The following is a 16,434-nucleotide window of genomic DNA, read 5'->3' as shown; positions in this document are numbered from 1 at the left end:
AAAAGTTGCTATTATTGCCTGTATAAGAAAGCTTATAGTAATCATAAATTCTATGGTGAGGGATGGTGTCATGTGGGATCCTAAAATGGTTTGAAATTAGGAATTGACACCATAGTCACTTGTTACCGACAACGCTGACGAAGTGCTACTAAGCGCGCTTCAAAATTTGCACATTACAGCAGAGCCTCCCATTGTATTTATGGCATTGGAAGCTGGGCTTGTGCGTAAAGCAAAGACATTGTTAACAGAGCAATTTAATATACCACGCGGTAATATTGTTTCCTCAGGGTATTGGAAAAAAGGCGTGGATTCAGAAGGCTATAAAAAGCTGCGCCAACGTGATGCACAGCTTGCTTGAATACCTTAGAGCAAAATAACATATACCTATTTTGCTCTAATACCACTGCGTAACTTGAATTGACCTAATAGAAGACCCATTTAAGTGTTTTATGCTAGTGATGTAATACATTGTTAGCATGCATTTTTAGGAGCTGCTATTTTGTTAAATTCCATTCCTTTTTCGTTATTAGAACTTGCCCCCATGATCAAAGGGGACAGCGTTACTAACACTCTTCATAAAAGTACTAAATACGCTCAACGTGCAGATGAGCTTGGCTTTAACCGTTTTTGGCTTGCTGAGCATCATAATATGCCAGGTATAATTTGTGCGGCCACTTCAATTTTGGTTGGTCACATTGCAGGTAATACCAAAAAGATACGCGTTGGGTCAGGCGGTATTATGCTGCCAAACCACTCCCCATTAGTTGTTGCTGAACAATTTGGTACATTAGAGAGCTTATATCCAGGGCGAATAGATTTAGGGCTAGGGCGTGCCCCAGGTAGCGATCCTGTAACGAGTCGTGCATTAAACAACGATATGAGCCGCGCAGAAAATTTCCCAGGTGAGGTAACTGAACTGCAAACATTGTTAGGTCCTTACAATGGTACGCACCTTATACGTGCTATACCGGGGGAGGACACAAACGTTCCGATTTGGTTATTAGGCTCGAGTTTATTTAGCGCGCAACTAGCGGCGCAAAAAGGGTTACCGTATGTATTTGCAGGGCATTTTGCACCGCGCTTTGTGCACGATGCAATAGCGTTGTATAAGCGCGAATTTAAAGCATCAAGCGTACTTGATAAGCCATACGTAATGCTTGCACTGCCTTTAGTGGCTGCAGATACCGACGATGAAGCGCAATATTTATCGACTACTTCTAAGCAACGTGTACTCGAACTTATACGCGGTAATGAGCTGTGGCTAAAACCGCCTGTTGAAAGCATGGACGGGTTGTGGAGCGAACAAGAACGCGCTCATGTAGAGAACTTTTTAAGTCTAAGCGTAGTAGGCGGACATGTAAGTATTAAACACAAGTTAGAGATGATAGCTAAACAGCTAGAAGTGGATGAGTTTATATTTACCAATGATGTATTCGATAGTGAAAAACGCCACCGTGCACTCGAAATTTTAATGGAAATAAAACACTAAAATATAGTTAGTTAAGCAAGCGTACACTCTGGGCTTGTTAATATACAGACATCATCAAAAGTTAAACTTTTTTAACTCATTTTATTAACTTTAAGTGATGTCTGTATTTGTTATTTAAATATTCAAAGTAAATTTGATTGCTATTTTTAGTAAATATTTTGCTTTATATACCGTTCTGTTTTTTCAATTGAACTGATTTAAACAATCAATTTTAAGATATCACTTTTGTTTTTTATAATGTAGCTATTAAACCAGACATCATAAAATTAAAGGCAGGTACACCGTGAACTCTCTAAACACCGCAACAGCTAATTCAGTTAACAAAACAGCGCAGCCAAAAGTTGCTCTGATTGCTGAAGGTGGCGGGCAGCGAGGGATATTCACAGCTGGCGTACTTGATGCTTGGTTAGAGCAAAGCTATGACCCTTTTGATTTATTCATTGGTACTTCAGCGGGTTCGCAAAACTTAACTAGCTACTTAGCGCGCCAAAAAGGCTACGCTAAACGCCTGATCAGAGGGCTTTCGCGTAATAAGCGTTTTTTTCAGCTTGGTCGTGGATTAGTGGGTAAGCATATAGTTGATTTAGATTGGTACTTTGACAAAACCACTGAAGTAAACAGAGCTATAGATTTCAAAACAGCGAAAACTAGTTTAGGTGAGCGTGAACTACTTATAACAGCCACAAATGCACGAGATAGAAAAGCTTATTACTTATCGCCTACAGGTGATAGTGGTCAATGGCGTGATCTGTTAAAGGCTTCTAGCGCACTTCCGTTTTTATACAAACAAGGTGTAAAGTTAACACCTTGGTTAAACGCAAAAGCAGCGAATGAAACACATATTGTTGAAGAGCAAGCACAGAGCGATTTTTATCTAGACGGCGGTTTAGCCGCTCCACTCCCCGTGCGTGAGGCTTACAACCGAGGTGCTCGTAAAATTGTTGTAATAAGAACGGTTGACGCTAATTTTCAAGCGCAATCTGCATGGGTGCAAAAGCTAAGAACATTTGCTATAGCATCAGGCTATTGTCCAAAAACATTGGACTACTTGATACAGCACGAGAAAGCGTATTTAGATGAGCTTGAGTTTATTGCAAATCCACCAAGTGATGTGGAAATAATACAAATTTTTGCAGACGAAAAACTACATAGCAAATTATTAGGTAGTTCAAATAACGATTTACGTTTTGATCATAAATTAGGCTTAGCTGCAGGTCGCTCTTATTTAGCGCAGCAAAGCCAATTTGAGATCAGCAATACGCATAACTACTCACAAAGCGAGTATCGTTACAATTAAGCAAATTGGATACCCAAATCATGAATAATACTGCGACTTAAAGTTGCAGTAATATTTATTTAAATGCCTTTTATTTAAATGACACCCACCCTAATTTGTACATTTATTGACCCCTGGATTCTAATTGGAAGTGCCTTGTGAATACTTAAAACATTATAAATGGGTGTCATTTAAGTATTCTTTTAAATATTAAAAATAACTTAAGTTGATGAGAGTAATATGCTCGTTTCACTATTTAAAATACCGTCTATTTCTCTTACTTGCCTAAGTACGCCATCAAACTCACTTAAATTCGCGGCCTGTATCTCTGCTACCAAATCCCAAGCACCATTGGTAGTGTGCAATTTTGTAAGTTCGGGTATACCACGCATAGTTTTAATAACTTGAGAAGTTGATTTACCAATCACTTCCACCATCATAATTGCACGAACGGCTTCGGTTTCTATGTGTTCATGCACTCTTATAGTAAACCCCAAAATAGCGCCTGAACTCACTAATCGATCTAATCTATTTTGCACTGTCCCGCGTGATACATTTAAAGAACCGGCTAAAGCTGAAACCGAAGCGCGGCCGTCTTTTCGTAATTCAGCTATTAAAGCATTATCAAGAGAGTCATAAATATAAGGAGTCATAAATCAAACCTTTAAAAGAAGTTACTGACCAAAATACATAAATTGTACATAACTGCATAGCAAAATGATAAAAATTAGTACTATTTGTGTAATTAATTGCCATATTAAATAGCATGAAGCCTCGCTAAACTTGTTTTAAATTAACTAATACATTTATTCAAGAGGTTTTATCATGAGTCATTTTATAGCACAGCCAAAACAAGGCGTTCCATTTGTTAGCGTTCAGGCAATGGTTAAGCTTATAAATAGCTTAGGGGTCGAAAACGTTTTGCTAGATCTAACACATAAATTAGAAACCGACTTTGCCCGTTGGACTGAGTTTGATAAGTCACCTCGCTATGCAGCACACTCACCAGAGGGTGTAATAGAGCTAATGCCAGTGAGTGATGGCCAAATGTTCAGCTGTAAATATGTAAATGGTCACCCAAAAAACACCTTTAGAGAACTTCAAACAGTCGCTGCATTTGGTATTTTAGCCGATGTAGATAGTGGTTATCCGGTAATGATCAGCGAAATGTGCCTACTAACAGCGCTACGTACAGCGGCTACATCGGCGCTGGTGGCTAAGTATTTAGCACCAAAAAACTCAACAACACTTACATTAATTGGTAATGGGGCACAGTCTGAGTTTCAGGCACTGGCATTTAAAGCTGTATTGGGCATAACACATATTCGTTTATACGATATAGATGCAAACGCGTCTAAAAAAGCATTTACTAATTTAAGTGCTTACGGGTTAAACGTAACTATTTGTAATAGCGCACAGGAAGCTGTGCAAGGTGCGCACGTTATTACAACCTGCACTGCCGATAAAACCAATGCTACAATTTTAACAAACGACATGATCCCACAAGGTGTGCACATTAATGCCATAGGTGGCGATTGCCCAGGTAAAACAGAGTTAGATGCTAAATTACTCGAGCGCGCTAATGTATTTGTAGAGTACGAGCCACAAACTCGAATAGAGGGCGAAATACAACAAATGAGTGAAAGCTTTGTTGTAACTGAGTTTCATAAAGTCGTTAATAAGCAATCGCTTGGCCGTACTAGCCAAGACGAATTAACTATTTTTGATGGTGTAGGCTTTGCGAGCGAAGACTTTACAGCGCTTGTATTTATACGCGATCAACTTATTAAAAGCGGTGAATTTACATTGCTCGATTTAATTACACAGCAAGCCGATCCGCGCAACTTGTTTTCGGTACTTAATACAGAGCAAACATCAGCACAAGAGCACGTAGCATGAGCCACGTAAATCAAGCTCCGAGTGCGGTTGTTATGGTACGTCCGCATCACTTTACGTCTAACCCACAAACAATGCTCGACAATGCATTTCAAAGTGAATGCTTAGCACCAAATCAAAGTGAACAAGCATATAGCGAAGTCACAAATGCAGTAAAATTATTAAAAAATGAAGGGGTAAAAGTTCACCTTTTTGAAGATGAGCAAACACACACTCCCGATTCAGTTTTTCCTAACAATTGGTTTTCAACTCATCAAAGTGGGGAATTAATAATCTACCCAATGTTTGTAGAAAACAGAAGGTTAGAATATCGAAAAGATATTATTGATTTTTTAACGGATCACTATAAAGTGACGGTTGTGACTGATTATGCGCATTTAGCGAAAGAAAATTCATTCCTAGAAGGCACTGGTTCACTGGTTATCGATCATCAAAATAAACTCGCTTACGCGGTAGAATCAAAAAGAACTACCAAGTCGGTGGTTAATACAATATGTGAGCAATTAAAACTATCACCCATAGTGTTTAACGCATATGACGAGCAAGGAACTGCGGTTTATCACACTAATGTTTTAATGTGTATTGCTACAAAATTTGTAATGATCAGTTTAAATATGGTGCCAATTGAACAACATGCACAGTTAGCTAAACATTTTTTGAAAAGCCATCATCAAGTTATCGATTTAACGCTTGAGCAAATTAATAACTTTTGTGGCAATGCTATTGAACTACAAGGTAAAAATGGTCGTATTTTAGCCTTATCGCAAACTGCGTTTAATGCACTTACACCGGCACAAATAACAGTTATACAAAAAACGGCTAAGCTTGTGCCATTACCTATACCTACTATTGAGTCGGCTGGTGGCTCAGTTAGGTGCATGATTGCAGGAGTTCATTTGCAAAATAAATAATGTATAGTTTTAAGGCAGCTTAGCTGCCTTATTTACATTAAATTTTTAGTCGATGTCGCAAGCAAAAGCCGTTATACCCAAAAAAGGGTATTAATATAAAAAATATAAGAAGGAATTAGCAATGTTCGATACCGTCGTCAAAAGCGTAAACAACCTTTTGTGGGGAGAAGGCCAGGTACTTATTTATATACTCTTGTTTACGGGGGTATGGTTTTCAGTACGACTAAAAGCAATTCAAATACTTAAATTTAAACATATGTTTAGCCTTTTAAAAGGCAGTAGCAAATGTAAAAAAGACGACATTTCATCATTTCAAGCGTTGTGTACAGGGCTTTGTGCACGGGTAGGTACCGGTAATTTAGCCGGTGTGGCGGTTGCAATTTCACTTGGCGGCAGCGGCGCTATATTTTGGATGTGGGTAATAGCCATATTGGGTATGGCTACAGGCTTTGCCGAAAGTGTACTTGGGCAAGTATATAAAGTGCGCGATAGTGGCGGCGAGTTTAGAGGGGGCCCTGCGTATTATATTCAACAAGGTTTGGGTAGCCGGGCGTTTGCAATTGTGTTTGCTGCGTGTTTGTTTTTAGGTTACGGCTTTACGTTTAGCGCAATGCAAACGAACACAATTACCGACGCACTTAATTACGCGTTTGAAGTTCCTACATTTTATTCAGGCATGGTTATTACCGTGCTAGCCGGCTCAATTATACTCGGTGGCTTTAAAGCAATTGCCCGGTTTGCAGAGCGTGTTGTGCCAATAATGGGCATTGTGTTTGTACTTGCTGCGGTAATTATTACGATTATAAATTTCCCGCAAGTACCCGCCATGCTTAAAGATATATTTTTATCAGCGTTTGGTTTACAAGAAGCAGGCGCCGGTGCAATGGGCGCTGCCATTAAAAACGGTATTCAACGTGGTTTATATTCTAATGAGGCCGGTGCAGGTAGTGTGCCGCATGCTTCAGCAAGTGCCAGCCCAATACCTAATCACCCTGTAACGCAAGGTTACATACAAATGCTAGGCGTATTTTTCGATACAATAGTACTGTGTAGCTGTACCGCGGTGATCATTTTATTAGCCGATATAGACATAAGCGGTGAAATGGAAGGCATTCGTTTAACACAAAGCGCGATGACCGCTCATTTAGCACAAGGTGGTGTTTACTTTGTAGCAGCCGCTATAACCTTATTTGCTTTTACATCGGTAGTGGCAAACTACGCCTATGCAGAGAGCAACTTGCACTTATTTAAGCTCGACAACAAAGTAGGGCGCGGCATTTACACTTTGCTTTATTTATCAATGATGTTGTGGGGCGCATCGGCCACATTAAAAGAAGTCTGGGATTTAGCCGATATTGCCTTAGGGTTAATGACAGTGGTTAACGTTATCGCTATTATACTATTAACGCCGACTATTTTGTCTGTTACGAGCGATTACCACGCACAAAGAGACAAAGGTCTAGAGCCCGAATTTAAAGTAAAAGATGTAAAAGTACAGGGCAAATGCGAAGACGGCATTTGGGACTAGTTCAGCACACTTAACTATAAAAAGCGGTTTTATGGCAACATAAAGTCGCTTTTTAATTTGCATAAATATTCACTTTCAGTGTTGTAAAATAACAGAAGCAACCAAAATAAAAGGGCACAATTTTTTAGATGATCGAGATTCACGCAGGGAAAACAGCGGCTAAAATTATTAACGAACAGGGCTTTAAACCTGAACTTTTCACCTCTTTTTTAGGTGCAAGTGGCGGTCCTAAATGGTTTACATTATTTGGCTTAGATAAATATATTTTTGGTGAATTTTTTAAAAACCGCACCCAACCACTTAATTTAATTGGCTCATCTGCTGGCGCTTTTCGCTCTGCGTGTTTTGCACAAAACGATCCTGTTGCTGCGATTGAGCGATTAGCAAAATCGTATTCGCAAACCCGATATTCAAGTAATAAACCAACACCAAATGAAATAACAATAAAAGCGCGCGCATTACTTGAAGATGTTTTTGGCGACAACGGCGTCACCGAAATTATAAATAACCCAATATTTAAAGCGCACTTTATAGTAGCTAAATCGAATGGCTTTATTGCCAGCGAAAATAAATTAATACAGTTAATGGGTTTATCAAAAAGTTATATGTTAAACCGCGTTAACCGAAAATTATTAGGCTCGCAATATGAGCGTTTTATATTTGGCCCAGCAACAAGTGACTTATCAATTACCGACACCTACAATTTTAAAACGCAAAACATAGCGCTTACTCAACATAATTTAAAAGATGCGTTACTGGCATCGGGCTCTATACCACTTGTTATGCAAGGCATAAAAAATATTGCAGGCTCACCGCAAGGTATATATCGCGATGGCGGAATAATTGATTACCACTTTGATTTAAAAATTAATAACCCAGGCTTAATTTTATATCCGCATTTTAATAGCGATCCGAAAGCAGGGTGGTTCGATAAAAATTTAAAACGTAAAGTGTCACCACTTAATTATGACAATGTAGTGATGATCACCCCATCAAAAGAATTTGTAGCGAGCTTACCCTACGGAAAAATTCCAGATAGAAACGATTTTACCGATCTTGATGCAGACACGCGTATTAAATATTGGAATATAGTTTTTAGTGAAACAGAAAGGCTAGCTGAAGCGTTTGATAAAAAGTTAAAAATGTTATTAATTTTTAAAAATAAAACTATATTTTATTAGTTGCTATAAGAAGTCAGTTAACATAATTAATTTTAATCGTGTTAACAGACTTCTTCTATAACATTTAACCCAAGCTTTTAAAGTCGTAAGAATAGATGTAAATGGTTATTTAGATATCTCTTCAATGTACTCCTGAAGTTTATTTTCAGCATTATCCTTACCAAATAGAATTTGGCAGACTTCATGTAAACCAGGATCTGAAAGAATATCTTCTTTTCTTACAACCAGTGAAATTTTAGAACGTCGACGTAAAAAATCACTGAGTTTAGTTATCATTTCCCGCTCAGCAGCGTGTTCAATTTCCACACGTAAGTACTCCGAATTCTTAATAAGGAGTTCGCCTTTTTCAGGTGCTTCACGAATTTTTTCTAGCATGTTAATCGCATTTCTGCCGTAACGTCTCCAAAACCGCTTACTAAGTACCTCTGTAGATGTTTTAGGTGTTAAACCATCCAAATTCATTAATTTTGCACGATGCATGAACTCATTTTTAACGGTGTCGTCAGGTTCACCGTACCATTTGTAATCTTCATAAGGTAACTTAATACCTAATCCAGTGACTAAATCAGCCACTTCATCGCCTACATTAATACAATCTGTTAGTTTTCCGCCAAAGATAGAAAGATATTTTTGATCACTATTTGTATCTATAGCGTGCTTGCGTGATAATTGCACCCAGTCAGCCTTACCATTACCGTCTTTTTTAATTGCTAATGGTCTAACTCCACAGCGCTCGGCTATAATATCACTTTTTGTAATTGGCTTTTCTAACTCTAATAATTTGTTAGCATTATCAAGCACAAAGTTTCGATCCTCATCAGTCACTTGTGAGTGCGGACTATGAACTTGTGTATCGGTTGTACCAATACACGTTTTTGGGCCCATGGGGATCACAAAAAACAACCGACCATCATCTGCAAAAAACGTCAGTACTTTGTTACTGTTAGTTACCTTATCAACAATAAGGTGAATACCTTTTGAAAATACATGGTGATGTGCTGTGGTTTGACTATTTGTATTGTTAATAGGATCAACAAATGGGCCTGCTGCGTTAATAATAACTTTAGAGCGGATAGTAAACTTCTCTTTAGACATCTCGTCTACTGCATTTGTAGTCCAAATATCATTAGAGCGAGTAGAGCCCTGCGAACTTACGTAGTTAGCGGCAATACACCCATGGCTCATACTAGAGCGAATAAAATTGAAAACAAAACGAGCATCGTTATCCAATAAAAAGCTGTCTGAATATTCAAATCCAGCCTCTACATTTTTTGTGTTAATGACTGGCTCTGATGATTTTATTTTTTTTGCATTGAGGTATCTAGGAGATTTAGTAAAAAAACGTCCCATAAACCAATAGAGAATAGTACCTAAATAAACAAAGAATGCCGGAAATCTAAAGCCTTTTTGGATACTTGTAAAAAAGCGAATTTCTTTAACAGTAGAAGGATAGCTACGCATTAAATGGTTTCTACTTTTACAAAGTTTATTAACCAAATTATATTCATGACTTTCTAAATATTTTATGCCACCCCAAGCTAAATTTGATGAGTTTGAACTAGTGAAACCGGCAAAATCACCTTTGTCTATCAAGGCAACTCTAGCGCCCTTAGCGGCTAAAGCGGCAGCAGATACAGCACCGTTAATACCCCCTCCAATAATCAAAACATCATAAATATCTTGGGGAAGTTTTTTAATATTGTTGTCTCTAAGTTGACTCATTTGTTGAATTACCTATTTTAATATCAAGCTATTTAGACCAGCTCAATTAAATTTAAAGTATTAATGTCCTAAACGGTATTTATCGTGCTATCAAAACTTATACTAGGCATGCAGGTAAGTAAGTATACGAGTAATAATAAAAATACTTTCGATATTTTTATTATTTAACTCAAGATTTGTTACCCAACATTTAAGTACTTGATACAAGTAAGCCTTCAAACGAAATCAATTGATCTGATTAACAAGGATGACCAAGCTACTGCAGATAACTATTGTATTTTAAGACTCTGAATAGCTATAACAGTACGAAGTTATTATTTACTTCGGTTTTCTTTTTATTAAAAATAACATTTAATAACGAACATTTGCAAACATTAAAGTACATAAATGAAAATTAGTCTAGCTATATCAAACCCACCGTAAAGCAATAAAAAACTTAGGAGTTTAATTTTTTCCGCTATAGTTTTTTGACACCCCATTAAATCAATAGTTACTACGGCGTTTTGATATCCGATAAATCAAGCAAGGCTGGGCCAGTTGGAGGTATATTGTTAGCTATCTTTATTTTTCTTGATACAACAGCTATTGCCGGCTGAAAAGCGCTTGTTATATCGATTGTATGTCTCTTTGGTTTCTTATCATTAAAGCCACAAATAGTTTTACCATCTATGGCTATAACGCCAACGTTTGTTGCTATATGTGCAGCCTGTGTCCAACGTATAAAATTTTGTTGTAATATCTATCCTATTAAAAGCATGATCATTTTATCTCGCGGATTCAAATCTGAAGTGCATAACGTTTAGGCGGCTTTAGCCGCCAAGTGATCCTGCATCAATTTTGCAGGCGTTTCAAATCCAAGTGTCTTCCTCGGACGATTATTAAGTTGCTCAAGTACTGGTATAACTTGCGCTGGTGTTACCGCCTTAAAATCTGTGCTCTTCGGCCAATACTGGCGTAGTAATCCATTCGTGTTTTCATTCAATCCGCGCTCCCATGAGTGATAAGGGTGAGCAAAATAAACAGGAACACTTAAAGCCTCTGTGATTTGCTCGTGATAAGCGAACTCTTTTCCATTGTCAGCCGTGATGGTATGAAGCGCTGACCTATATGGCCTTAATAGTTCTATCGTCGCCGCAGTGACGGCTTGTGCTGTTTTGCCTGCCACCTGCGTTGATACAGTGAATTGGGTGACCCGCTCTACAATGGTAACAAGGGCGCCTCGATGACCTTTACCTATGACGGTATCTATTTCCCAATCTCCGATACGACCTTTCTCATCAACTATTTGTGGGCGTTCTTCAATGCTAACGCGATTTTTTATTTGCCCTCGGTTTGTTTTACCATGACTGCGCTTGTGATATTTCTTACCGTGTCGGCACAGATGTAGGTATAACTCACCACCTGCTTTTTTATCTTCCCAGATATACAGATAAATGCATTCATGGCTGACAGACCGTTCACTTTCTTTACGCAACCATCCCGTTATTTGTTCAGGGCTCCACTTCTCATTAAGCTTCTGGGTAATTAAAGCCATCATTTCAGGTGTCATCTTAAGCGGTTTTCTTACACTTCTTCGGCGAAACAAAGCCCGCTCATGAGCTTGTTTGTGTCTGTAACCTCGCTTACCTGTATTTCTAGAAAGCTCTCTTGAAATCGTAGATTGCGATAAATTAGTTAGCTCAGCAATACTTTGTTGCGTAAAACCACTTTTCTTTAGAACGGCGATCTGGCATCTTTGCGCATAGGTCAGTTGTTTGTAATGTCTCATTGTAAAATCTCTTGCCGGAGAAAAAGTAGTTAGCTTATGAGCAACTGACCACTTAATCTACCCAAAACAAGTTATGCACTTACAATTTGAATCCAGGTCTTCTTAAATAACTCTCTACGTTAAAAATTATTAATAGCTGACAGAATAGGGGCAGGAGGGGGAGCAATACAGGAAAATGCAGAGAGCAATTGGAGATAACAACTCTATGTCATAATTTTTCTTTGTCATCGCGCTATTTCCTCAGCGCTATAATAGATCACTAATTTAATACAATAGGTATGACTTTTCAGATGATATAGGTGAATAGTACCATCTATAGTGTTGTGAACTGGAAGACTACTTTCAAATGAGACATATTTTTCAAGCAAATCAATCTCATTATTAGCAACGTATTCAATGTTTTTCATCCATCTTCGGTGCAGATCACACCTACAACGAGAATGAATAAGATAGCATGAAGCTTATATTCGACTTTAGATTGCAGTTATTCGTCGGATATTATTGAAAAATGTTCATCAAAAATTAATTGTATGGGACTTCTATTTATAAGAAACCTATTCGATCATGCTGTAGCTAAAATGGAAAGCTCATGATTTCCCCATGATGAGGGAAAATCTATTTAACTGTTATGTTAAGCTTTTACCGAGCGATATGCAGTTCGACATCGTGCTCATTGAGTAAAGTAAGTATACTTTCGGGTGGCTGAGCATCGGTAATAAAGTTATCTGCCTGTGAGATATTACCTAATTTTACCATCGCATACCGACCGAATTTAGAGTGATCTGCAGCAAGTAAAACTTTACGTGAATTTTCAATGATTGCCTGGGCTACGCGCACTTCACGATAGTCAAAATCAAGTAACGCACCATTTTCTTCTATGCCACTAATACCTATAATGCCAAAATCCATACGAAATTGTTTAATAAAATCCTCTGTGGTCTCACCAATAATCCCGCCATCTCTGTGCCTAACTTCTCCACCTGCGATAAGTACAGAAAAATCTTTCTTAACACCTAATATAGCCGCAACATTAAGATTATTAGTTACAACTTTCAAATTTTCATGACCAAGAAGTGCTTTCGCGATTGTTTCTGTTGTAGTGCCTATGTTTATAAATAAGGAAGAGCCATTAGGTATCATACGAACTACATGCTGTGCTATTTTTTGTTTAGCTTCTAAGTCCATGATTTTTCTAGTTTGATATGCTGTATTCTGAATGCTTGAAATGGCACTAGCGCCGCCATGATGACGTCTCAATTTATTTAAATTAGCAAGATAAGCCAGATCTCGTCTTATTGTTTGTGGTGTAACTTCATAATGACTTACTAGTACTTCAATAGAAATTGAATCTCTTTCTTTTAATAATTTTAGTATGGATTCGTGTCTTTGGTCTTGAGTCATTTTTTTCGCATTTTAAATTTAGTTAATAGTAAATTATAGGTTAAGAGCTAACAAATGAAAATCACATATAAATAATTATATATTAAAGTTGTATTTTTGTTGTATGTAGCAATTAATCCATGTAATAGTACAAAAACGAAAATAACCGAAAGTAAAAGTGAAAAAATAATGAATAACTATATCCTTTCAATTGATCAAGGTACGACTAGTTCTAGAAGTGTGCTATTTGATTTAAATGGTAATATTGCATACCTAGAACAACAAGAATTTGACCAGCACTTTCCAAAAGATGGTTATGTAGAACATAAACCAGAAGATATTTGGGCTTCTGTACAGCAAACAATGACAGCTGTAATGAAACACCTAGACCCTCAACACGATAAGGTTATTGCCATTGGTATTACTAACCAACGTGAAACGACAATAGTATGGGATAAAATTACTGGTGAGCCCGTTTATAACGCGATTGTATGGCAAGATAGACGTACGTCAGAGTTATGTAATGATTTAAGGGCCGCAGAAAAAGAAGAGTTAATTAGAAAAAAAACCGGCCTTTTAATAGACCCATATTTTTCTGCAACTAAAATAAATTGGATTTTAGAAAATTGTCCCGATGCTAGAGAAAAAGCAGAAAAAGGCGATTTAATCTTCGGTACTGTCGACACTTATTTATTGTGGAAATTGACAGGCGGAAAAGAGCACCGCACAGACGCAACGAATGCTTCGCGAACTATGCTCTTTAATATTCATACCCAAGAATGGGACGTGGAATTACTTGAACTTCTGAATGTGCCAATAGAGATGTTACCAGAAGTAATGGATTCATCAGATGATTTTGGTGTAACAGATGAACGCTATTTAGGTTACGAAGTACCTATTCTTGCAATGGCAGGAGACCAACAGGCAGCGTTATTTGGGCAAACTTGTTTTCAACCAGGAATGGCTAAAAGTACCTATGGTACAGGATGCTTTATGATGGTTAACACTGGCGATAAAGTACTTGAATCTGAAAATAGACTTCTCAGTACAGTAGCTTATAGATTAAATGGGAAACCAACTTATGCGCTAGAGGGGAGTATTTTTATTGCAGGTGCTGCAATTCAATGGCTTAGAGACGGTCTACAATTAATCCAAAAAGCTGAAGAAACAGAGTCACTTGCATGCAATACCTCACTAGATCACGGTATATATATGGTACCCGCTTTTACAGGATTAGGTGCTCCTTATTGGGATTCTAATGCGCGAGGTGCAATTTTTGGCTTAACCCGAGATACGGGTATAAAAGAGATCGTAACAGCTGGATTACAATCAGTTTGTTTTCAAACTAAAGACCTTCAAAAGTCAATGGAAGCTGATGGCGTAAGACCACAGGTACTAAGAGTTGATGGCGGTATGGTAATAAATGGCTGGCTTATGCAATTTTTGTCAGATGTTTTAGGAGCCGAAGTTGACCGTTCGACCATAAGTGAAACTACTGCTTTGGGTGTAGCTTACTTAGCAGGTTTAAAAGCGGGTGTATTCCCATCACTTGAATCATTAGCGACTAACTGGAATTGCGATAAACGATTTGTTCCTAACATGACTAAATCAAAACGTGATGAATTATATGCCGGATGGTGTAATGCGGTAAAAAAAGTACAAAGCGAATAATAAGCCGCTTAACTATAAAACCATAGCAACATATCTATTAAGGTTTATTAGTGGAGACTATTTTTATGATACCACTAAATACTCCAAGCGTAAAAATAAATAAGTTGATACTTATCTTATGGTAATTTTCAGCTGTAAAAAAGTTTCAAAATATTCATGGTTTATACTTATGCAATAGATATCATTATTGAGGGTGGTTTTATGTTTATAATTAATAAGGAATATTAAAATGTCACCTTTCTTAGCTGAAATACTAGGAACTGCACTGCTTATTTTAATTGGGGGCGGGGTTGTAGCCAATGACATACTAAAGAAAACACTAGGCCATGGCGGCGGTTGGATGACGATTACCACTGCTTGGGGACTTGGTGTTTTTATCGGCGTGGTTGTTGCCGGTCCCTATAGTGGAGCACACCTTAACCCTGCAGTAACAATAGGCTTAGCCGTAGCTGGATCATTTCCATGGTCCGAAGTTCCAAGTTATATTTTAGCGGAATTTATTGGCGCGATGGTTGGCGCTTCGTTAGTTTATGCAGTTTATAAAGATCATTTCGATGCCACTGACGATCCCACCTTAAAACGAGCTGTTTTCTGTACATCTCCAGCTATACCAAATACGTTTAGAAATATACTTAGTGAAATAATAGGGACCTTCGTTTTATTAATTTGTGTTTTTTACTTCTCTTCAGCTGAAATTGACGATGGCTCTGGCGTAAAAATAGGCTTAGGTTCAATAGGCGCTATACCTGTTGCTTTTGTTGTTTGGGGTATTGGACTTTCTCTGGGTGGGACTACTGGATATGCAATAAATCCAGCTCGAGATTTAGGCCCGCGAATTGTACATTCTTTATTACCAATAAAAGGTAAAATTGATAGTAACTGGGGTTACTCATGGATCCCGGTAGTTGGTCCAATAATAGGGAGTGTTTTAGCAGCTTTATTATATATATTAGTTAAATAATTGAAATATAGTTATTTAATTTTACTAAAAAATGATTATACACAGACTACTTTTCTGAACACACAAAAGAAAAATATAATTTATATAAGCAATATAGTTAAATAAAAAAGGGCGTGTAGCCCTTTTTTATTTAAAGCTAAGGCTATTACCAATACAAAAATATAAATAAAAAAGTATAAAAAATTTATATATCGCGACGGCGGAATTATCGATTACCACTTTGACTTAAAAATTAATAACCCAGGCTTAATTTTATATCCGCATTTTAATTCAGAGCCAAAAGCAGGGTGGTTTGATAAAAATTTAAAACGTAAAGTATCACCACTTAATTACGACAACGTAGTGATGATTACCCCATCAAAAGAATTTGTAGCAAGCTTACCTTACGGAAAAATTCCAGACAGAAATGACTTTACCGATCTCGATGCCGATACACGCATTAAATATTGGAATACCATTTTTAGTGAAACCGAAAAATTGGCTGAAGCGTTTGATAAAATACTTTCACGCCAAACTAAGTCGTAAAATTATTAAATATCATTTAATAATTGCCTGAAGATTTAAACGCTGTTAAATTCTTAGTAGGAAATGTAAAAATTAATTAGATGTATGATGAAAACTCTGTACATTTTTTTACAACTTTAAGTTTGT

Annotated in this window: 13 protein-coding genes and 1 pseudogene; 10 read left to right on the top strand and 4 right to left on the bottom strand. The window is 37.4% G+C overall.

Features of this window, described 5'->3' with window-relative positions; translation table 11 throughout:
* Positions 1-142: 142 nt before the first annotated feature.
* The 3 genes from H5157_RS18245 to H5157_RS18235 all read left to right on the top strand — a co-directional run bounded on the left by H5157_RS18245 (position 143) and on the right by H5157_RS18235 (position 2,786).
* Positions 143-358: an SIP domain-containing protein gene (locus H5157_RS18245; RefSeq protein ID WP_310736857.1), complete on the top strand. Its 216-nt coding sequence runs from the start codon at positions 143-145 to the stop codon at positions 356-358.
* Positions 359-499: 141 nt separating this feature from the next.
* The gene (locus H5157_RS18240) at positions 500-1,489 is read left to right on the top strand and encodes an LLM class flavin-dependent oxidoreductase (protein ID WP_024597585.1); all 990 of its coding nucleotides are present in this window, start codon (positions 500-502) and stop codon (positions 1,487-1,489) included.
* A 283-nt stretch (positions 1,490-1,772) separates the two neighbouring features.
* The gene (locus tag H5157_RS18235) at positions 1,773-2,786 is read left to right on the top strand and encodes a patatin family protein (RefSeq protein ID WP_024598179.1); all 1,014 of its coding nucleotides are present in this window, start codon (positions 1,773-1,775) and stop codon (positions 2,784-2,786) included.
* A gap of 200 nt (positions 2,787-2,986) precedes the next feature.
* On the opposite strand, the gene H5157_RS18230 is transcribed toward H5157_RS18235, so the two are convergent.
* Positions 2,987-3,418, bottom strand: a complete 432-nt coding sequence (locus H5157_RS18230) for an Lrp/AsnC family transcriptional regulator (RefSeq protein ID WP_024598180.1) — start codon at positions 3,416-3,418, stop codon at positions 2,987-2,989.
* 172 nt (positions 3,419-3,590) lie between these two features.
* Here H5157_RS18230 and H5157_RS18225 point away from each other — a divergent pair, with 172 nt between their 5' ends.
* From H5157_RS18225 to H5157_RS18210, 4 genes are all read left to right on the top strand, one after another.
* On the top strand, positions 3,591-4,664 hold the full coding sequence (locus tag H5157_RS18225) for an ornithine cyclodeaminase (protein WP_024598181.1): 1,074 nt from the start codon (positions 3,591-3,593) through the stop codon (positions 4,662-4,664).
* Positions 4,661-5,572, top strand: coding sequence for a citrulline utilization hydrolase CtlX (ctlX, locus tag H5157_RS18220; RefSeq protein ID WP_024598182.1), 912 nt, complete (start codon positions 4,661-4,663; stop codon positions 5,570-5,572). Before H5157_RS18225 ends, ctlX begins: the two co-directional genes overlap by 4 nt.
* A gap of 121 nt (positions 5,573-5,693) precedes the next feature.
* Positions 5,694-7,100 carry a sodium:alanine symporter family protein gene (locus tag H5157_RS18215; RefSeq protein WP_182725216.1) on the top strand — a complete coding sequence of 469 codons (1,407 nt, stop codon included), beginning with the start codon at positions 5,694-5,696 and terminating at the stop codon, positions 7,098-7,100.
* A gap of 128 nt (positions 7,101-7,228) precedes the next feature.
* Complete coding sequence (locus H5157_RS18210) at positions 7,229-8,281, top strand: patatin-like phospholipase family protein (protein WP_182725215.1); 1,053 nt, start codon at positions 7,229-7,231, stop codon at positions 8,279-8,281.
* Between the two features lie 105 nt (positions 8,282-8,386).
* Here the strand turns inward: H5157_RS18210 and H5157_RS18205 are convergent, their stop codons facing one another.
* From H5157_RS18205 to H5157_RS18195, 3 genes are all read right to left on the bottom strand, one after another.
* Positions 8,387-10,003: a glycerol-3-phosphate dehydrogenase/oxidase gene (locus H5157_RS18205; RefSeq protein WP_024605636.1), complete on the bottom strand. Its 1,617-nt coding sequence runs from the start codon at positions 10,001-10,003 to the stop codon at positions 8,387-8,389.
* Between the two features lie 799 nt (positions 10,004-10,802).
* Entirely contained in the window at positions 10,803-11,771 is a 969-nt protein-coding gene (locus tag H5157_RS18200) for an IS30 family transposase (protein ID WP_182725214.1), read from the bottom strand.
* A 639-nt stretch (positions 11,772-12,410) separates the two neighbouring features.
* Entirely contained in the window at positions 12,411-13,172 is a 762-nt protein-coding gene (locus H5157_RS18195) for a DeoR/GlpR family transcriptional regulator (RefSeq protein ID WP_165743954.1), read from the bottom strand.
* Positions 13,173-13,340: 168 nt separating this feature from the next.
* Here H5157_RS18195 and glpK point away from each other — a divergent pair, with 168 nt between their 5' ends.
* The 3 genes and pseudogenes from glpK to H5157_RS18180 form a co-directional block, all read left to right on the top strand.
* A complete protein-coding gene (gene glpK / locus H5157_RS18190) occupies positions 13,341-14,822 on the top strand; it encodes a glycerol kinase GlpK (RefSeq protein WP_024591023.1) in 1,482 nt (493 codons plus the stop codon).
* A 229-nt stretch (positions 14,823-15,051) separates the two neighbouring features.
* Positions 15,052-15,783 carry an MIP/aquaporin family protein gene (locus H5157_RS18185; protein ID WP_024591022.1) on the top strand — a complete coding sequence of 244 codons (732 nt, stop codon included), beginning with the start codon at positions 15,052-15,054 and terminating at the stop codon, positions 15,781-15,783.
* Positions 15,784-15,969: 186 nt separating this feature from the next.
* Positions 15,970-16,308, top strand: a pseudogene (locus H5157_RS18180) (patatin-like phospholipase family protein); the annotation flags it as partial.
* Positions 16,309-16,434 lie beyond the last annotated feature (126 nt).

The sequence above is a fragment of the Pseudoalteromonas sp. SG43-3 genome, from assembly GCF_014164385.1.
Taxonomy (GTDB): Bacteria; Pseudomonadota; Gammaproteobacteria; order Enterobacterales; family Alteromonadaceae; genus Pseudoalteromonas; species Pseudoalteromonas distincta.
This window is presented reverse-complemented; position numbering and strand designations above follow the sequence as displayed.